General features: G+C 63.1%; 12 protein-coding genes and 5 pseudogenes. 8 read left to right on the top strand and 9 right to left on the bottom strand.

Annotated features, from left to right (window positions below; all coding sequences use genetic code 11):
* The first annotated feature begins 93 nt into the window (after positions 1-93).
* A pseudogene (locus ACZIRK_RS38690) lies at positions 94-5,195 on the top strand (helicase-related protein).
* Positions 5,196-5,288: 93 nt separating this feature from the next.
* Here ACZIRK_RS38690 and ACZIRK_RS38685 read toward each other — a convergent pair.
* On the bottom strand, positions 5,289-5,474 hold the full coding sequence (locus ACZIRK_RS38685; protein WP_130228684.1) for a hypothetical protein: 186 nt from the start codon (positions 5,472-5,474) through the stop codon (positions 5,289-5,291).
* 300 nt (positions 5,475-5,774) lie between these two features.
* On the opposite strand from ACZIRK_RS38685, the gene ACZIRK_RS38680 reads away from it, so the two are divergent.
* The 5 genes from ACZIRK_RS38680 (at position 5,775) to ACZIRK_RS38660 (ending at position 10,111) form a co-directional block, all read left to right on the top strand.
* Complete coding sequence (locus tag ACZIRK_RS38680; protein ID WP_130228685.1) at positions 5,775-7,451, top strand: ParB N-terminal domain-containing protein; 1,677 nt, start codon at positions 5,775-5,777, stop codon at positions 7,449-7,451.
* 125 nt (positions 7,452-7,576) lie between these two features.
* A complete protein-coding gene (locus ACZIRK_RS38675; protein WP_130228688.1) occupies positions 7,577-8,464 on the top strand; it encodes a DUF7007 domain-containing protein in 888 nt (295 codons plus the stop codon).
* Positions 8,465-8,499: 35 nt separating this feature from the next.
* Positions 8,500-8,847 carry a hypothetical protein gene (locus tag ACZIRK_RS38670; RefSeq protein ID WP_349645111.1) on the top strand — a complete coding sequence of 116 codons (348 nt, stop codon included), beginning with the start codon at positions 8,500-8,502 and terminating at the stop codon, positions 8,845-8,847.
* An 82-nt stretch (positions 8,848-8,929) separates the two neighbouring features.
* Positions 8,930-9,136, top strand: a complete 207-nt coding sequence (locus ACZIRK_RS38665; protein WP_165421328.1) for a hypothetical protein — start codon at positions 8,930-8,932, stop codon at positions 9,134-9,136.
* A gap of 387 nt (positions 9,137-9,523) precedes the next feature.
* Positions 9,524-10,111 carry a hypothetical protein gene (locus tag ACZIRK_RS38660; RefSeq protein ID WP_130228686.1) on the top strand — a complete coding sequence of 196 codons (588 nt, stop codon included), beginning with the start codon at positions 9,524-9,526 and terminating at the stop codon, positions 10,109-10,111.
* Positions 10,112-10,219: 108 nt separating this feature from the next.
* Here the strand turns inward: ACZIRK_RS38660 and ACZIRK_RS38655 are convergent.
* The 7 genes and pseudogenes from ACZIRK_RS38655 to ACZIRK_RS38625 all read right to left on the bottom strand — a co-directional run bounded on the left by ACZIRK_RS38655 (position 10,220) and on the right by ACZIRK_RS38625 (position 15,759).
* A pseudogene (locus ACZIRK_RS38655) lies at positions 10,220-11,687 on the bottom strand (replicative DNA helicase).
* A gap of 455 nt (positions 11,688-12,142) precedes the next feature.
* Positions 12,143-12,544 (bottom strand): HoxN/HupN/NixA family nickel/cobalt transporter, encoded by a 402-nt coding sequence (locus tag ACZIRK_RS38650; RefSeq protein WP_349644902.1) that lies wholly within the window; start codon positions 12,542-12,544, stop codon positions 12,143-12,145.
* A 265-nt stretch (positions 12,545-12,809) separates the two neighbouring features.
* Positions 12,810-13,058 (bottom strand): annotated as a pseudogene (locus ACZIRK_RS38645) (HoxN/HupN/NixA family nickel/cobalt transporter); the annotation flags it as partial.
* 209 nt (positions 13,059-13,267) lie between these two features.
* A pseudogene (locus ACZIRK_RS38640) lies at positions 13,268-13,904 on the bottom strand (DUF1007 family protein).
* A 147-nt stretch (positions 13,905-14,051) separates the two neighbouring features.
* Positions 14,052-14,492 (bottom strand): hypothetical protein, encoded by a 441-nt coding sequence (locus ACZIRK_RS38635; RefSeq protein WP_130231394.1) that lies wholly within the window; start codon positions 14,490-14,492, stop codon positions 14,052-14,054.
* A gap of 78 nt (positions 14,493-14,570) precedes the next feature.
* On the bottom strand, positions 14,571-14,777 hold the full coding sequence (locus ACZIRK_RS38630; protein ID WP_130581344.1) for a hypothetical protein: 207 nt from the start codon (positions 14,775-14,777) through the stop codon (positions 14,571-14,573).
* A gap of 10 nt (positions 14,778-14,787) precedes the next feature.
* Positions 14,788-15,759 (bottom strand): CobW family GTP-binding protein, encoded by a 972-nt coding sequence (locus ACZIRK_RS38625; RefSeq protein WP_130231398.1) that lies wholly within the window; start codon positions 15,757-15,759, stop codon positions 14,788-14,790.
* A gap of 212 nt (positions 15,760-15,971) precedes the next feature.
* Between ACZIRK_RS38625 and ACZIRK_RS38620 the strand changes: the two genes are divergently transcribed.
* Both ACZIRK_RS38620 and ACZIRK_RS38615 read left to right on the top strand, forming a co-directional pair.
* Positions 15,972-16,913 carry a metal ABC transporter substrate-binding protein gene (locus ACZIRK_RS38620; RefSeq protein WP_130231400.1) on the top strand — a complete coding sequence of 314 codons (942 nt, stop codon included), beginning with the start codon at positions 15,972-15,974 and terminating at the stop codon, positions 16,911-16,913.
* A 95-nt stretch (positions 16,914-17,008) separates the two neighbouring features.
* Positions 17,009-18,017: pseudogene (locus ACZIRK_RS38615) on the top strand (murein L,D-transpeptidase catalytic domain family protein).
* 24 nt (positions 18,018-18,041) lie between these two features.
* Here the strand turns inward: ACZIRK_RS38615 and ACZIRK_RS38610 are convergent.
* Positions 18,042-18,164 carry a PIN domain-containing protein gene (locus tag ACZIRK_RS38610; RefSeq protein WP_283813350.1) on the bottom strand — a complete coding sequence of 41 codons (123 nt, stop codon included), beginning with the start codon at positions 18,162-18,164 and terminating at the stop codon, positions 18,042-18,044.
* Between the last annotated feature and the right edge of the window lie 280 nt (positions 18,165-18,444).

The following is an 18,444-nucleotide window of genomic DNA, read 5'->3' as shown; positions in this document are numbered from 1 at the left end:
CCTCCCATCCCCAATCCACCGTGACCATCCGCACCCGCCGAGCGAGCTCGGCGGGACGACGGCACCTGCGCCCTCATCACAAGGAGATTTCCAATGGCGCAAGACGATCCCTTCACCCTCGACCTGTTCGGCAATACAGCGCTGTCGTCCGGCCTCGGCCTCGGCGTCACCGCTTTCGCCGGCGTCGGTACCGCCGAGCCGGACGATGACGACGATCCCGATCCATCGACACCAGCCCCCGCGACGCAGGTCGCGGCGGCCCCGGTTTCTGCGTCATCCGCTCGCCGCACGCGCGGCGCGAACTTCCATCTCCCCGGCGACCGCGCCCTGGCGAAGGGCTGGAAGGATCGCGCCCGCGATAACATCACCGCGATCCGGCTTGCCGCCGCCATCGAGGCCGATGAGCGGGCGGCTACGCCTGAGGAACAGGAGCAGCTGATCCGCTTCACCGGATTCGGCGCGTCCGAACTTGCGAACTTCGTGTTCCGGCGGCCGGGCGAGGCCGAGTTTCGCAAGGGGTGGGAGGCGATCGGAATAGACCTTGAGGATGCCGTCGGCGATCTCGACCACGCCTCGCTCGCGCGCTGTACCCAGTACGCGCATTTCACGCCGGAGTTCATCGTCCGCGCCATCTGGGCGGGCCTGCAGCGTCTGGGCTGGCGCGGCGGTCGCGTGCTTGAGCCCGGTATCGGCACAGGGCTGTTTCCGGCGCTGATGCAGGAGGGAGTCCGCGAGGCCTCGCATGTCACCGGGATCGAGCTCGATCCGGTCACGGCACGCATCGTGCGCCTGTTGCAGCCGCGGGCGCGCATCATCGCCGGCGATTTCGCGCGCACGGAGCTGCCGGCGAGCTTCGATCTTGCCATCGGCAATCCGCCGTTCTCCGACCGCACTGTGCGCTCGGATCGTGCGTACCGGTCGCTGGGCCTTCGCCTGCATGATTATTTCATTGCGCGGGCGGTCGATTTGCTGAAGCCCGGCGGGCTCGCCGCCTTCGAGACCAGTTCGGGCACGATGGACAAGGCGGATGCGTCGGCGCGCGAGCATATCGCCAAATCCGCCGACCTGATTGCTGCGATCCGGCTGCCCGAGGGCAGTTTCCGCGCCAGCGCCGGAACCGACGTCGTCGTCGACATCCTGTTCTTCCGGAAGCGCAAGATCGGCGACCCTGAAGGCGATCGGTCCTGGCTCGATGTCGATGAAGTCCGTCCTGCGACGCAGGATGAGGGCGCCATCCGCGTGAACAGCTGGTTTGCTGACCATCTGCAGTCAGTGCTCGGCACCCATGGTCTCGCCTCCGGTCCCTTCGGCGAGACCTACACATGCTCTCCCCGCGCAGGCGAGGACCTCGACGTCGCACTCTCGGCCGTCATCGCTCTCCTTCCGGAAGCGCTCTACGACGGCGAACCCGACGTGCTCGATCCCCATCTGGAGGACGCCGGCGATCCGGCCGGCGCCGATCTGCCGTCCGACCTGTATGTGCGCGAGGGCAGCTATTTCTTCGACAAAGCGCTCGGCCTGATGCAGATCCTCGACGGCCAACCCGTTTCCGTGAAGGTCCGCCAGGGCCGCAGCGCCGATGGCATCCCGGAAAAGCATGTCCGCATCATCAGGAAGCTCATCCCGATCCGCAATGCGGTACGTGAGGTGCAGAAGGCGCAGGAGTTCGACTGCCCCTGGAAGGAGGCCCAGGTCAGGCTACGCATCGCCTGGTCGACCTTCGTGCGGGACTTCGGCCCGGTCAACTTCACCACCGTCTTAACCGCCGAGGACGAAGAGACCGGCGAGGTACGGGAGACGCATCGCCGCCCCAACATCCAGCCCTTCCTCGACGATCCCGATTGCTGGCTGGTCGCCTCGATCGAGGACTATGACCTCGAGACCAATACCGCAAAGCCCGGCGCGATTTTCACCGGGCGCGTGATCTCGCCGCCGGCGCCGCCGGTGATCACCAGCGCGGCCGACGCGCTTGCCGTGGTGCTCAACGAGCGTGGTCGGGTCGACGTCGAGCACATCGCAGAGCTCTTGCATCGTGGCGCCCAGGACGTCGTCGCCGAACTCGGCAGCGCCATCTTTCGCGATCCGGCGGACGGATCGTGGCAGACGGCGGACGCTTATCTGTCGGGCCACGTCCGCGACAAGTTGAAGGTGGCGGAAGCGGCGATCGCGCTCGATCCGTCCTATGAGCGCAACGTTACGGCGCTGCAGGGCGTGCAGCCTGTCGATTTGCGCCCCTCCGATATCACCGCGCGGCTCGGCGCGCCCTGGATTCCGGCCGCCGATATCGTCGCCTTCGTCAAGGAGACGATGGACGCTGACATTAAGATCCATCACATGCAGGAACTGGCCTCCTGGACCGTGGAAGCGCGTCAGCTCGGATGGACGGCGGCCGGCACGTCGGAATGGGGAACGGATCGCCGGCATGCCGGGGAGCTTCTCGCGGATGCGCTGAACAGTCGCGTGCCGCAGATTTTCGACACCATCAAGGACGAGATGAGCGAGCGGCGCGTGCTCAATGTCGTGGACACCGAGGCCGCGAAGGCGAAACTGCAAAAGATCAAGGATGCCTTCCAGCGCTGGATCTGGTCCGACCCTGATCGCACCGACCGTTTGGCGCGCGTCTACAACGACCGCTTCAACAACATCGCACCGCGAGCCTTCGATGGCTCGCATCTGAAGCTCCCGGGCGCCTCTGGCGCCTTTTCTCTTTATGGCCACCAGACGCGCGGCATCTGGCGGATCGTCTCGGCGGGCTCAACCTATCTGGCCCATGCCGTCGGCGCCGGCAAGACCATGACCATGGCGGCCGCGATCATGGAGCAGCGGCGGCTTGGCCTGGTCGCCAAGGCCATGCTGGTGGTGCCCGGCCATTGCCTGGCGCAGACGGCGCGCGAGTTCCTGGCGCTTTACCCGGCGGCGCGCATTCTCGTCGCCGACGAGACCAATTTTACCAAGGACAAGCGGCAGCGTTTCCTGTCGCGGGCGGCGACGGCGACATGGGATGCTATCATCATCACGCACTCTGCGTTCCGTTTCATCGCCGTACCGTCGGCGTTCGAGCAGCAGATGATCCAGGACGAGCTGGAGCTTTACGAAACCTTGCTGACCAAGGTCGAAAGCGACGACCGTGTCTCGCGCAAGCGGCTCGAACGGTTGAAGCAGGGTCTGAAGGAGCGGCTGGAGTGCCTGTCGACCCGCAAGGACGACCTTCTGACTATCTCCGAGATCGGCGTTGACCAAATCATCGTCGACGAGGCGCAGGAGTTCAGGAAGCTCAGCTTCGCGACCAATATGAGCACCTTGAAGGGTGTCGATCCGAACGGCTCGCAGCGCGCCTGGGACCTTTATGTGAAGTCGCGCTTCATCGAGACGAAGAACCCCGGCCGGGCGCTGGTGCTCGCCTCCGGCACGCCGATCACCAACACGCTCGGCGAGATGTTCTCCGTGCAGCGCTATCTCGGCTACGCCGCGCTTCTCGAGCGCGGCCTGCACGAGTTCGACGCCTGGGCCTCGACTTTCGGAGACGTCTCGACCGAGCTCGAGCTCCAGCCGTCCGGTAAGTACAAGCCGGTGACGCGCTTTGCCACCTCAACGTGCCGGAGCTGATCGCGATGTTCCGCTCCTTCGCCGACGTGGTGATGCCGGACGATCTGCGTCAATATTTGAAAGTGCCGTCACTCTCGACCGGCCGGCGCCAGATCCTGACGTCCAAGCCGACGGCCGCCTTCAGGCGCTACCAAACGCTGCTCGACCAGCGCATCAAGGAGATCGAGATGCGCGATCGGCCGCCGGAGCCCGGCGACGACATCCTGCTCTCCGTCATCACGGACGGTCGCCACGCGGCGATCGACCTGCGGTTTGTCGATCCCGACAATGATAATGAGCCCGACAACAAGCTCAACGATCTGATCGCGAACGCCTTCCGCATCTGGAAGGAGACCGCGGAAAACCCCTATGTGCGCCCGGACGGTAAGCCGTACGAGCGTCCCGGCGCGGCGCAGATGATCTTCTCCGATCTTGGCACGATCAGCGTCGAGAAGAGCCGGGGCTTCTCGGCCTATCGCTGGATCCGGGACGAGCTCATTCGCATGGGCGTGCCCGCCCCGGAAATTGCCTTCATGCAGGACTACAAGAAGTCCGAGGCCAAGCAGCGCCTGTTCGGCGACGTGCGCGCCGGCAAAGTCCGCTTCCTGATCGGTTCCTCCGACACGATGGGTACCGGGGTCAATGCGCAGTTGCGCCTCAAGGCGCTGCATCATCTCGACGTGCCCTGGTTGCCCTCCCAGATCGAGCAGCGCGAAGGGCGCATCGTGCGTCAGGGCAATCAGCACGACGAGGTCGATGTTTTCGCCTACGCGACTGAGGGCTCGCTCGATGCGACCATGTGGCAGAACAATGAGCGCAAGGCCCGCTTCATCGCGGCCGCGCTCTCGGGTGATACCTCGATTCGCCGGCTCGAAGATTTGGGCGAGGGGCAGGCGAACCAGTTCGCCATGGCGAAGGCGATCGCATCCGGCGACCAGCGCCTGATGCAGAAGGCGGGGTTAGAGGCCGACATCGCGCGGCTGGAGCGTTTGCGCGCCGCTCATGTCGATGATCAGCATGCCGTGCGCCGTCAGATGCGCGACGCCGAGCGCGAGATCGAGTTTTCGACCCGGCGCATCGCGCAGATCGGACAAGACATCGAACGCCTTGTGCCGACAGCGGGCGAGGCCTTTGCGATGAGCATGAATGGCAGGCCCTATACCGAACGCAAGGAGGCCGGCCGCGCGCTGATGAGGGAAATTCTGACCCTCGTGCAGCTTCAGCAGGAAGGCGAAACCGTCATCGCCTCGATCGGCGGCTTCGACCTCGAATATTCCGGCGAGCGCTTCGGACGCGACGGCTATCGCTACACCACCATGCTGTTGCGGACCGCCGCCGAATACGAGATCGACCTGTCAGTCACCGTGGCCCCGCTTGGCGCAGTCTCCCGCCTGGAGCACGCGCTCGCTGATTTCGAGGGGGAACGGGAACGCTTTCGTCAGCGTCTCGCCGATGCACGGCGGCGCCTTGCGTCCTATCAGTCCCGCGAAGGCGGCGCCTTTGCCTTCGCCGACGAGCTCGCCGAGAAGCGCCGGCAACTCGTCGAGGTCGAGAAGGCGCTCTCCTCGGACATCGAAGGGGTAGGCGAGGTGAGGGCGATCGCGGCTTAGACGCTCTCAGCACCCCTCTGTCACCGCAATTACCGTGTCTCACTTCAGGGGTGCAGTCCAGTACACTGAATGACGCGTTGAAGAGCTACCGCGTCACTTGGCGTAACCCTGAGAGCGGAGCCACGCGATCTTGCGGTCTCCGTTTATCCAGTCGTCGGCATCTGCCTTGCTGGTGAATCCTGTGATTTCGCGCTGTTCGCTGCCCGGGTAATCCGCCAGTATTTTCCAGTCGCTCTCTGAAATGCGGACGGCTTTGAAGGTCACTTTTGTTTTGGCCATGCCGCACTATGCAGGAGATGGCCTGAAAAGAGAACCCGCGGGTCGTGAGAAAAGAAGAGGAAAAGAGGAAAAAGCCCGCTCGCAGACCGGGCGGGTCGCTGGCGCTGAAGCTCAACCGCCGCCTGCGCGATCCCGGCCCGTCGTCCTGCGCAGGGCTTTGGCCCTGCTGGTCCTGCCGGGCAGGGATGCTCGGCCGCAGTTGCACCGGCCCGCCCGCTCCGCGGGGCCAGGGGATGTCTTCGGAAAGAAGACGAGAAAGGCCGGCCGAGCCGGTCTGCAACCCCAAAAAGGAGCATTCCCATGCGTCTCATCAAGGTCGATCCGCGCGCGCTGAAGGAAAACCCCGACCGCCTGCGTCAGACGAAATCCACGCCGCAGGCCGACGCGCTGCTGCTGGCGACGATCAAGGCTGTCGGCATCGTGCAGCCGCCCGTCATCACGTCAGAGGCCGGCGGCAGCAACGCCTACATCATCTATGCCGGGCATCGCCGCGTGAAACAAGCGATTGCTGCTGGTCTTGACGAGATCGACGTCATCGTCGACGAGGCGGCGAACGACAATGGCGCCATGCGCTCGATGGTCGAGAACATCGCCTTCGAACCGCTCAACCCGGTCGACCAGTGGCGGGCGATCGAGCGCCTCGTGGCGCTTGGCTGGACCGAGGAGGCGATCGGCGTCGCGCTTGCGCTTCCCGTGCGTCAGATCAGGAAGCTGCGCCTGCTCGCGAACGTACTGCCCGCCATGCTCGACCACATGGCCAGGGGCGACATGCCGAACGAGCAGCAGCTTCGTACTATCGCCGCCGCCTCGCTCGACGAGCAGAAGGAGGTCTGGAAGAAGCATAAGCCATCCAAGGCGGACCCGCAGGTGTCCTGGTGGAGCGTCGCGCAAGGCCTCCAGAAGACGCACATGTATGCACGGCACGCCAGCTTCGGTGACGATCTCACGCGGGCGTACGGAATTCAGTGGGTCGAGGACCTGTTTGCTCCGGCCGACGAGGACAGCCGCTACACCACTAATGTCGAGGCCTATCTCGGCGCGCAGCATGAGTGGATGGCGAACAACCTGCCGAAGAAGGGCGTCATCGCTGAGACCACGAACTGGGGAGAGGTGAAGCTGCCGGCGAAGGCCGAACGGGTCCACGGCAAGCCGACGAAGTCCGATTGCACCGCAATGTATCTCGACCGCGAGGGCCGCGTGCAGACGGTGCATTACCGCATGTCCGAAGCGAAGAAGTCGAAGGGCAAGGCTGCGCCGGACGCGGTCAGCGCTCCGGACGATGTCGGCGTAGTCTCGAAACCTCGTCCCGATGTGACGCGCAAAGGCATCGAGATGATGGGCGACTACCGCACGGACGCGCTGCGCGAAGCCCTCGGCCGTGCGCCGGTCGAGGACGACACGCTGATGGCGCTGCTGATCCTTGCCTTCGGTCAGAACGTCTCCGTCACGACGGGAAGCGTCGGTTTCCATAACGGCCATAGCCGCCTGGCGAAGCACACGGCGGGGCTGTTCGACGGTGACGGCAAGCTCGCCTTCGACATGGACACGCTGCGCATCTCAGCCCGCGCCATGCTCATCGATGTGTTCTCGTGCCGCGAGAACGCCACCAACAGCGGCATCGTCGCCCGTATCGCCGGCGCGACCATCGGCGCGGACGAGTTCTTGCCCAACATGGGCACCGAGGACTTTCTCTCGTGCCTGTCGCGCCCCGCGCTCGAGGCGTCGTGCAAGGACACGCCGGTCCTGCCGCGCCAGCGCGCGAAGGACACCCGCGCTGCGCTCGCCGAGCACTTCAAGGAGGGTCGCTTCGTCCACTCCGCGGCGCTCTTCGCACCGGACCCGACGAAGCTTTCCGAATGGCTGTCGTCCAACGCGAGCGCTGCGGACGACGCCGATGAGACGGATGAGGACGTCGACGGCATCCGCGATGAACTCGCTGACGGTGACGCCGCTACGTTCAGGGAGGCGGCCGAATAGGTCCCTACCTTCTTCTTCCGAACGACTGCCGCCGCCGGCCAAGCCGGCGGCGGTTCTGTTTCCACACATCCGCAAAACCGGAGGACACGATGTCCGCACATGTCACCGAGGGACAGGACCGCAGCATGAATGCGTCATCTCCCACACGCCAGAACCAAACCGTGCCTGAATTCCCCGCAGTCACTTTCGGCCGCGGCGCTGACGGCCTTCTCGTCGCACTTGTCGGCGAATCGGCCTTCGCGATGGCGCCCCGCCGCGACGGTCGGCTTTATCTCGTCACGGCCCGGCGCATCTCCCGCCCCATGGGCGAATGGACGCGCGGCGACTTCTACGGCCATTCCGGCGTGCTTGCCGACGAGGCGGCATTCCGCGCCGCCGTGCTCGAAAACGCCGAGCACCAGCGCGAGCGTAAGATGCTCGGCCGCGTCGAGGTGTATTCGCGTGCCCACACGCCCTGGGGCGCCTCGCAGGGCGCGACCGTCTATGCCGAAGGCGTCGAACGACACTCGACGGCCGGACATGGAGGCTTCAAGCTTTCGGCCGAGGAAAACCGCAAGGTCCATCCCACGCTGCGATCGACGGGCGGCTGGTATGAGGAAGATTCGGAATGGGCGATCGTTGCGATCACCTTTCCGCATCTCTTCACGGCGTTCGAGCGCCGCTGCGCCGAACGCACGATCAAGGATTCATGGCCGGACGCCTGGGAGACGATCTTCGGCACCGTGCTCGCGCCGGGAGAGTCCTATGAGAAGGATCGCCGCAGTTTTGAGCTGACGCATGCCAACGACTGGATCGTGATTTCGGCGATCACCTCAAGTCGCTTCGAAGGCTTCGTGGAGTGCGTTGCAACGCCCGGCGGCAGGCGCGGAGCTGGAACGGAGGAGCGGCGCTTCCTCGTTCCATCCTCCGACTACGAGGTCAAACGCTTTGGCTTCGTGATCGACCCGAGCCGGCACCAAGTCTATGGCGGGCCATCGGACTTCGTCGGCTGGCAGATCGGGAGGGTCACATGAGCCTATCCCCGGATCGCCTGGCGCCCCTTCACCGCATGCGGGAGGCGCGGCGGGAGATTCAGCGCCAGCTCGATTCGATCGACCGCCAGATCACGCGGCGGATGACGGCGCTGATCCTGCAGCTGAAGCTGAAACCTGCCGGCAGGGCGCCGGACCCGAGTGCCTTCCTCGAGCGGTATCGTTCGCATCTTTCGGCAATCACGGCGGAACGCCGGCCGGAGATCGACGCACTGTCCCGCAAGCTCGTGCAGCAGGATGCCGCGATCGCGGCGTACTGTGCTCGCAGCGGCCTCCTCTCCGACCGGCTCGATGCTCGCGGCCAGTGCAGTCGGCCCGGCCTTGCTGTGCGATCGCGCAGCCGTGGGCACCGCGACCATGAATGACAACGCCCGCGCGGCGTTCGAACGACGGCTCCGCACTGCCAGGAGCAACACCGGCCAGTCGTGACCGTCGGAACTTCATCCCTTGCCTGGTGAGACGCTGATAGCCTCGGCGGATTCGACCTGTCCAACGTCTTCGCTGCGGATCGCGATATCGCCATGGCAATGGTCGTGCACCGCCTCGCCGATTCTCCAGTCGCGCAAATATCTGGAGGCCTACCGCGCCGAGATCGAGGAGCTCATCAGGCTCTGGCGGCCGGAGGTCTGGACGCGCACAGTCGCAATCGCCTGACATCAAGGAAGTTGGCCCGTCGTTCTCGATCTCGGGTGACGCATGAGTTCGCGGTAGGTCATTGCGATCCTTGCCCGTTTTCTCTTCATCGTTCCGGCCCGCCGGATCTCCCCTCGGGTTTGTCGCGCTCGTAAACCGGCGGCCGGGCGCTTCAAGGCCGCTATCGCGCCGCGTTGCGGCCGGGACTGCCGATCTCGGCAAAGCGTGTCCGCGTCCCGCGCGAGGGCTGCAAGCCCTGCTTGTCCGCAAACCCGCTCCGCTCGATCCGGCAGCCCCGGACCCTGAAGCGCCCGTCTTTCCGCCGGTTTTTCTCGATCGCACCCGAAGGGAGGACCGGCAGGAGCCGGCCCAAGCCTTCAGGGAGAAACCGAAGGAAAGGATGTTCCCATGACCAAGACTGCTCGCACTCCCCGCCAGCCCGCCAAGGTCGTCCAGCTTCGTAAAAGCACCACTCTCGAAATGGTCAGGCTCGCCTGCCCCGACGCCACCCAGGCCACCCTCATCTCCGAGAGCTTCGGCCTTCCCGTTCTCGACAGCGATGGCATCCGCGATCTCCATGAGCGCCTGATCGTCGAGACGGCCGCGAGCCTCAGCGATGGCCTTGGCGAGCGTGCGATGCAGATCCATCTCCAGCGGATCGTCGGCGCCTATGTCGGCTCCGCCCACGGAGCGGGTCAGTTCTACAGCCGCGCGGTGACGGAAGCCCGCGACGCTACGGCGAAGGCCGCCAATGACGCTCGTGATGTGGACCTCGACGGTCCGGTCGGCTTCGACAGCACCGCGCAGCGTAAGCGCGAATTCGCCGCCGACATGGCCATCCAGTCGCACGCGCTGCGGATGGCGGCTGAAGGCACTGTTGCAGCCTACGAACAGGTCGTCGGTGAAGCCTGGAAGCCCTTCGAACGGCCGATCGAGAACCCCGGGCAGACCGTCGATCGCAAGGCGGCCGAACTCCAGATGGCGGCGTTCGGCTGAGCGCCGCAGGCGGGGCTTCGGCCCCGCCGATCATCTCGTCGTCGACACGCACGAAGGCCGCTCCGAACGAGCGGCCTTTGCCATGTTGCTCTCTCTTGCGCCGATCGTTCAGCCCCGATCATCCGCCAGATCTGAGAAGCGCGTGAACTCGCCCTGGAACGACAGCATCACCGCGCCCGTAGGCCCGTGACGCTATTTACCGATAATGATCTCGGCCTTGCCGTGCGCGGCCGCAAAATCAGCCTCCCAATTCAGATGTTCTTCAGTGTCCGGCCTCGGCTCCTGGCAGGTAATACTCTTCACGAAACACGAACAGCACGACGTCCGCATCCTGCTCGATCGAGCCCGATTCCCGCAGGTCAGACAGTTGCGGCCGTTTCTCCTCCCGGTTCTCGACCAGGCGGGAGAGTTGGGAGAGTGCGATGGTGGGCACGTTGAGCTCCTTGGCCAACGCCTTCAGGCCGGTCGTGATCTCGGTGAGCTCCTGGACACGGTTCTGCGCAGCGCGCTGTGTCCGGCCTTGCATCAGTTGAAGATAGTCGATCACGATGAGATCGAGCCCGCGCTGCCGCTTCAAACGCCTTGCGCGCGCAGCCAATTGGCCAACACTCAAGCCGCCGGTCTGGTCGACATAGAGCGGGATTCGGCGCATCGCGTTGCGGCGGCCGACAAGCCGCTCGAACTCCCGTTCATCGATGGCGCCGCGGCGGATGCTCGATGACGACACCTCGGCTTGCTCGGATATGACGCGCGTGGCGAGTTGCTCCGACGACATCTCGAGCGAGAAGAACGCCACGATCCCGCCGGCAGCAGCCTTCCGCGAGCCGTCGTCTGCCGCCGCAGGCTGATATGAACTTGCGACATTGTAGGCGACATTGGTCGCAAGCGCCGTCTTACCCATGCCCGGCCGACCAGCAATGATGATGAGATCGGACGGCTGCAAGCCGCCCATCTTCGCATCGAGGTCCCTGAGTCCGGTCGGCAAGCCCGAGAGGTTACCGTCGCTCTGATACGCTTGCGCCGCGCGGTCGATGGCATGGGAGAGCGCCGAGTCGAAGGTCTCGAACCCTCCGCCGAAACGTCCGGTCTCGGCGACATCATAGAGACGTTGCTCTGCCCGTTCGATCAGCTCTGCCGCCGCGCAATCGATGGCCGCGTCGAAGGCTGCATTGCGCATGTCGTCTGCGACATTGATGATCTCGCGCCGAAGCGCGAGATCATAAATCGTGCGCCCGTAGTCGGCCGCGTTGATGATCGTGGTCGCTTCCGCAGCGAGGCGGGCGAGATATTGCGATGGCGACAACCCTGCGATATCCAGATCGGCGGGAAGGAAAGTCTTGATAGTGATCGGGGTGACGGTCTTGTTCGCACTGATCAACCCGCTTGCGATCTCGTAGATCGTGCCGTGAAGCGGTTCGAAGAAGTGGTCCGGTCTCACGAAATCGGACACATGATAAAACGCAGCATTGTTGATCAGGATCGCCCCGAGCAGCGCCTGTTCGGCCTCGATGTTGTGCGGCATCACGCGATGTCGCTCGATCTCCGCCAGTTCCAGTCTGTGCGCCGCTTGCGCCATTGCGTCCTGCGCTGGTCGAAATCAACGACACATCCGAATCGTAGTGCCGCCGCGTAAGGCTATCTTTTGTGCGCGTCGTTCGCACCGGGGAGAGACGCGCCAAATCGTTAGCGCCGCTGAAAGAATCGCGTGCGTGATGAGCCGAATCGCTGAATTGCGAATTTTTATCGCGACCGCCCGGAACGTGGGCTCAGCGGAAACTTCTCTGCATCGTCGTTTCACGGATCGAACACCATCGCTGCCGCCGGCCTCGTGTCCTTCACGTTGCGCGTCACGAGACAAAGACCGCGTCCGATCGCGGTCTCGGCGAGGATCGCATCGATGACTGGTATGGCCGCTCGTCCGCTTCACCTCCCCGGGCATCCGACCGCAGCGGACGATCGGCTGGTACCAAAGCGAACGCCACAAATTGCCATGACAGGTCGGCTCGTCCGATTTGAATGATGGCGTCAGGCCTACCCGGTGAACATCCAGAGTTGCTCGCTGGCCATGTAGCCGGCCAGCAACAGGGCCCCGAGGACGACGATGAGCGCCGCGGCGCCGACTTCGATCGCGCGCATCGCGAGCATGCCGGGTCCTACCCGCGTTTTCGCTATGCGACTGGCGACCTCGCGCGCGCTGGCCGCGAGGGTTGCGATTGCCGCTACCGTCGCAGCCGTACCCAAGCCCATGATCAGCGTTGCGCCCACACCGGTCCAGAACAGGTCCTGAGCCAGCGCGAAGATAAGGACGATGATCGCACCGGAGCAGGGTCTTAAACCGACCGCGACCACCGCGGCGAGCCCTCGCCGCCAGCCGCCTGCGCCGGCGAGCGCCGCCGGCTCGGGCCCATGGACGTGGCCCACAGGCCGATTCATGATGCTCATGATCGTCGTGGCACCGGAAGGCGTGTTCGTGAGCGGCGCATCCCTCGACCTGGCATTGCCCGCCCCGCATCGCCGTGGCGCCAGGCGGCCGCTCGGACAATCGGAAGGTCGTAGCGCTTAGACTCTTGGCAGCCGGAACCGACGCAAAAGCCAGATCGGGCGTCCGATGCCAGCTCAGTTCGCGGCAGCCGATCAGGAAGCCACGGCCTTTGACATAAAGAAGCCTGAGGCCGATAAGGATGACGAGAGCATAACTCGTGATCTCGACCAGATGGACGGTTAATCCGATCGCTTTTGCGGTTGCGCCAAGCAGAACGGCGGCGATGGCTACGACGATGATGGCAACGACAGACTGGATGGCTGCAGACACAAAGGACAGCACAACACCGCGGCGCCAGGTCTCCTCGCTGGCGACGAGGTAGGAGGAGATCACCGCCTTGCCGTGTCCTGGACCAACAGCATGAAAAACGCCATACACGAAGGAGATGCCGAATAATTCCCACATCGCGGCCCCATCCTCCTTGGCGGCCCGGATGAAGGTCGACAGCGAACGGTAGAAGGCGGCTTGTTCGGCAAAAACCCAGCCCGTCACGCCGGGCATGGGCACAGCAGTATGCGGCGCGCCAAACGGCGCGCTCGATGCCGACAGGATACCGGTCGTGCAGGCGACGAGGATCGTCGCCAGGGTGGTCAGGGCGACAGCACGCGATCTGGTCATGGGCACTTCACCAGGATCTTGTTGGCGAAAATTTCTCCATAGGTGCTGGAGGGGTCGAGCGGGACGCTGTCGAGCTGGCCGAGCCGCGCCTGCTCAGCCGGCGTTGGCTGGTGCGGCAGATCGTAGGTCACGAGGCATTGCGGCGCGCCGCTTAAGGAAACCGGCTTGTCCTTGGCGAACTCGAAATCCACGAAGGTCGAGGGGTCGTAGATCTCGATCTGCATGGCCTTTGCGACGGCAGGCGCTTTCAAAGGCAGAGTGAAATGCAGTAAGGGCAGCGTTCTTGTAATCGAGGCAGTAGTCGCTCCGGTCAGTGAATTTCAGCTTCTTGCCGTCGGCACGGGCGTAAGTGAAATAGTCATATTCCTTGAGCGAATCCACGTTGGTTTGGGCGAGCGAGGCCAGTTCCTCGCGCGTGTATTGGCCCTTTTTCGCATGCGAGATGCTCTGAAGGGCATAGGCTGAAAACATGTCATCGAAGGTCTAGGCGTGGCGGATACCCGTCATGATGCCATCGGCGGCGTAGAGGATTTCGCTATGGAACGTGACCCAGACATGGGGATGCGCCTGTGCGCGGCTGACGGACAACCACAAGAGAAAGATCGCGCAGTAGCAACAGGTGCGTCTGGTCATGGTCTATCCGCCGAATCGGATGCTGACGGCTTCCGCAAGAAGCGGGAGCGATGGTCTCAAATGCGTTTGGAGTCAGGTGACGCATGCATCTTGCGTCGGGCCACGCAAGACTTGTGCTGCGGGAAGACTTGAATTGGCAGCAAGACGTCAGGCGGCGGGGGGCGCGCGCGATAGGAACGCCGCGTGACGTGCCTGAAACATCCGATAGGAAACCGGATTGAACGCACGATCAATCGCGGTGAATCGCAGCGGATGCGAATCTGCGGGCGCATCCGGTGGCGAAGAGTTCGACAGCAGGAAACCCGAGAAGCAGATCGGGCAGTGGTCGTCGTCATCGGCCAGCCGCGACGGCAGCTGCGTTACGGCGTGCTGTGTCGACCTGGCGTGCCTGAGGCTCACGACATCGGGGCGGTCGCCCCCTGAAAAGGCGAGATCATGCGTGTGGACGTGGGCGAAAGACAGCGCGAGCTGCAGCATCAGCGCCGCCAGCGCGAGATAGGCTCCGCATCGCGCGAAGGCCCCTGCCATCATCATTGTCGCCGCTGCCAAAGAGCCGTTCCCTTCCGACGTCTGGGCCTCGACCGCCATCAGCCGAACGCGCGCAATGGCCGCCCTTTCATTTGCGATCTCCCCGCACTGGACGAGAAAAATATGGCGATCGAGCGGCTAGGAGCGCCCCGTCAGCCGGACGTTTCCTTTCGAGGGAGCGGGTTCTTTGAGTTCGGTTGCATCACCTTTGCCGGCTCCGTCATGCGGTCGCTCACCGACCGCATCGGTTGGTGGAAAGATGCTGTCATAGATCGCGCGCGCTTCGCGAATGAGGCGAAGCCGCTCGAGCTCGGATTTTGGAACAAATCCTACGATCTCACCCATCAGCGCACTGTCAGGCACAGCAAGCCTCAAAGCCCTGCCTTAGCAGGTCCTTTGGCAGGTCGCGCCCGATGAAAACGAGCCGTGTCTCGCGCGTTTCCTGGGCCTTCCAGGGACGCCGACTTCCGCCTTCAACGAGCATGTGCACGCTCTGAACGACAAATTGCCGATCGTCATCCTCCATCGATGCGATGCCCTTCATGCGTAGGATGTCCGGACCAAAGCGTTGGGTGACATCCTGAATCCAGGACATGAACCTGTTGGGCTTCATCGGTCGGTCTGCGACCAGGGACAGGCTGCCGATCCCGTCGTCGTGTTCGTGCTCGTGTTCCTCGGTGAGGAATCCGGGCTCGACTTCGAGGATGCGCTCGAGATTGAAGGCGTCTTGCCCCAGTATCTGGGCGAGCTCGATACCACAGCGCTCCGTTCTGTGAATCTTCGCATATGGGTTGATGTTTCGGATACGACGTTCGACTATTGCGAGCCCGTCCACATCGAGAAGATCAACCTTGTTGACGAGAACGACGTCGGCGAACGCGAGTTGCTCCTGCGCTTCCGGCGCGCGGTCTATCTGTTCGAGGAGATGCCTGGCATCCGCGACGGTGATGATGGCGTCGAGCTTCGTCTTGCGGCGGACGTCCTCGTCGACGAAGAACGTCTGCGCCACCGGTGCCGGATCTGCGAGCCCTGTCGTCTCGATGACAATGCCGTCGAAGGCTCGGCTGCGCCGCATCAGCCCTGCGATGATCCGGATGAGGTCGCCCCGAACCGTGCAGCAAATACAACCGTTGTTCATTTCGAAAATCTCTTCGTCGGCGTCGACGATGAGATCGTTGTCGATACCGACCTCTCCGAACTCGTTCACGATCACGGCATATCGCTTGCCGTGCGCTTCCGAGAGGATGCGGTTGAGCAGCGTCGTCTTCCCGGAGCCGAGATAACCGGTCAGAACGGTGACGGGAAGCCGGGGTGCAGCATCGGGCATGGGGCCATTTTCCACTCAGCAACGTGATGCGAAACGCCGCCGCGAAACCGTATTGTAATGTTATAACATTACAGGTAATAGGAGGAGATGCAAAGGGAAAGACTTGGGCTTGGCAGATGCGGGACAACCGTTCTGGCGGCTGAGAGCAGACACGCGGACGCTCGACGGCGATTTCATTTCGATTGACCCGTCGTTCGCCACACGACATCTCTATGCCGTGGCAGCAGGCCTGCTTTCGACGGTTTCGGCTGCTGATTTTTGTTGGCCTTACACTAGCCTCGGTGAGCTTGCCAGCTTCTGCGCAACAGGGCGCAACAAAGCTAAAGGTCGTGGCGACGTTTTCGATCCTCGGTGATTTTGCCAGGAACGTTGGCGGTGATGGGGTCGACGTCACAACGCTGGTCGGTCCCAACGGTGACGTCCATGTCTACACGCCGCCGACCGCCGATGCGGAGGCGATCAGGAGCGCCAGACTTGTCATCGTCAATGGCCTCGGACTGGAGGGTTGGTTACCGCGGCTTGTGGAATCATCTGGCAGCACCGCGACCACCTTCGTCGCTGCCCATGGCATCATGTTGCGCAAGGTCGCTGCCGGCGAGATACTGAGTCGTGATCGCGGCGCGGGGGCAGTCGACCCGCACGCCTGGCAATCCGTTGCGAACGCCGAGATCTATATCACCAATATCCGTGACGCCATGATCGCCGCCAATCCCGCCAACGCTGCGACGTACAGGGCCAATGCATCGGCCTATCTGACCAAGCTGGAGGCACTCGACCACGAGGTTCGCGAGGCGCTGGCGCCGATCCCCCAAGAGCGGCGCAAGGTGATTTCAACCCACGATGCCTTTGGTTATTTTGCCGCTGCCTACGACCTCACGTTCGTAGCGCCGGAGGGCGTTTCGACCGAAACCGAGCCGAGCGCGCGGGATATCGCAACCATCATCACGCAGATCAAGAAAGAGAAGATTCCGGCGGTGTTTTTGGAGAACGTGAGCGACCCCAGACTGATGCGCCAGATTGCCTCCGAAACCGGCGCAGCCATCGGCGGAACGCTTTATTCGGATAGCCTGACGAGCGAGAATGGCGAGGCTCCGAACTACATCGAGATGGTCAGGCACAATATCAGGACGATCGCGAGCGCTCTTGGGAACTGACGTGCTTGTCCGGGCGGGTGACCCTGCCCCAACGGTTGAACACGCCGCGACGCTTGAACTAGCATGCAAAATGCTTCGACAGGAGAATTGATCTGGTGCGGTTAAAATCCGTTCTTCTGACTATCGTCAATATCTTCAGTCGTGCCATCGTCATCATCGCCTTATTGGCGTTGCCGCGGTCTTTTGCCGCGCAGCAACCGTCGGGAGTTCCAGCTTGGCTGAGGGCACATGTCGGCGAAGGCGAACATCAAATCACAGAACTGGTCTTGCAGAGGGCGCGTGCGCTTTACCAGCAAAAAGTGAACCAAGGCGCGGTGAAGAATCCTTGCTACTTCGCCATGGACGCGACGCGTCCCAACGATTTAGACGAAGGCAAATTGGGGCGTCGGTTCTATGTTATCTGCGAATCCGAGCGATTGTTTCGTGCAATTTCGGCCGGTCACGGCGGCGGTCGCGATGTGAAAGGCGTCGCGGATTTCGCAAACGGAAGACGCTGCGCGAAGAACTTCAGCAACGCCATGGATTCGAGACTGACGGCCGGCGGGGCCTATGTAACCGGCGAGACGAAGACGTCGTTCAAAGGCTACTACCGTGTTTCGGCGAAACAAGACGCAGTTCTGATACGCTCGTTTGTTCAGTTTGATGGCGAGGGCGAGACCGCAAATGCCCGAGAGCGCGAGATCGGCGGGCATCCGGCCGAGTTGTTGAGGAACGTCTGTCTTCGAAAGGACCCACGCAGTCCGTACGCAAACCACGACGGTTACGTTCCGTTTGGAACACTGGAGGATTACGCTGGCGGCCGCAGCAACGGCTGCACCAGTTGGTCGCCATCGGACGCCGACCTAATCATCGCGATGGTGAAGGATAATCCGACAACGCTTTACATCTATCCTAACTCTGCCGACATCGAAGCCGTCGCGCGAGCGGTTGCGGCCGGCCGGTCGCTATCCGGCCAGGGACTATATTGGAACGCTTCCTGTCTGAACGAAATCCCGCGCTCCAAAATTTTGGCCAAAGGAAACCCACGAGCCGATCCTGGCTCAATACAAGAAGGATCATCCGGCACCAGCGCAAGGGCCGATGCCGATTTGCAAGGGGCGGTGAATTTCTACCGTCCGGCACGCGGACTCAAGGAAACATCTGTGCATCCTCGTTCCACGGATCGAACACCATCGCGCCAGATGGCTTCGTGTCCTTCACGTTGCGTGTGACCAGATAGAGATCGTGCTCCATCGCGGTTGCGGCGAGCATCGTGTCGATCACAGGCGGAGCATGGCGGCCCGCCCGCTTCGCCTCGCCGGAAATCCTCCCCAACGCCGAACGATGTCGTCATCGAGCGACAGGGCGCGCTTGCCGAAGCGCTCCGTGCCGCGCGGCAATCAGGATGACAGTGCTTCCCACCCAGATTGATGTGGTGGAACGGCCCGCTCCGACAGCATCATCGTGCTAAAACGTGGTCGTTATTCGAACGCCACAAGGAGGAACCGTTCCATGAAACAGATTAGCACCATCGGGTTGGATTTGGCGAAGC

The sequence above is a fragment of the Bradyrhizobium sp. Leo114 genome, assembly GCF_055229415.2.
This window is presented reverse-complemented; position numbering and strand designations above follow the sequence as displayed.

What these genes read in the sequence shown, in the direction of transcription:
- ACZIRK_RS38685 (WP_130228684.1), bottom strand. Translation starts at nt 5,474, where the DNA reads ATGGCCAAAACAAAAGTGACCTTCAAAGCCGTCCGCATTTCAGAGAGC.
- ACZIRK_RS38680 (WP_130228685.1), top strand. Translation starts at nt 5,775, where the DNA reads ATGCGTCTCATCAAGGTCGATCCGCGCGCGCTGAAGGAAAACCCCGAC.
- ACZIRK_RS38675 (WP_130228688.1), top strand. Translation starts at nt 7,577, where the DNA reads ATGAATGCGTCATCTCCCACACGCCAGAACCAAACCGTGCCTGAATTC.
- ACZIRK_RS38670 (WP_349645111.1), top strand. Translation starts at nt 8,500, where the DNA reads ATGCGGGAGGCGCGGCGGGAGATTCAGCGCCAGCTCGATTCGATCGAC.
- ACZIRK_RS38660 (WP_130228686.1), top strand. Translation starts at nt 9,524, where the DNA reads ATGACCAAGACTGCTCGCACTCCCCGCCAGCCCGCCAAGGTCGTCCAG.
- ACZIRK_RS38650 (WP_349644902.1), bottom strand. Translation starts at nt 12,544, where the DNA reads ATGAATCGGCCTGTGGGCCACGTCCATGGGCCCGAGCCGGCGGCGCTC.
- ACZIRK_RS38635 (WP_130231394.1), bottom strand. Translation starts at nt 14,492, where the DNA reads ATGGCGGTCGAGGCCCAGACGTCGGAAGGGAACGGCTCTTTGGCAGCG.
- ACZIRK_RS38630 (WP_130581344.1), bottom strand. Translation starts at nt 14,777, where the DNA reads ATGGGTGAGATCGTAGGATTTGTTCCAAAATCCGAGCTCGAGCGGCTT.
- ACZIRK_RS38625 (WP_130231398.1), bottom strand. Translation starts at nt 15,759, where the DNA reads ATGCCCGATGCTGCACCCCGGCTTCCCGTCACCGTTCTGACCGGTTAT.
- ACZIRK_RS38620 (WP_130231400.1), top strand. Translation starts at nt 15,972, where the DNA reads ATGCCGTGGCAGCAGGCCTGCTTTCGACGGTTTCGGCTGCTGATTTTT.
- ACZIRK_RS38610 (WP_283813350.1), bottom strand. Translation starts at nt 18,164, where the DNA reads ATGCTCGCCGCAACCGCGATGGAGCACGATCTCTATCTGGTCACACGC.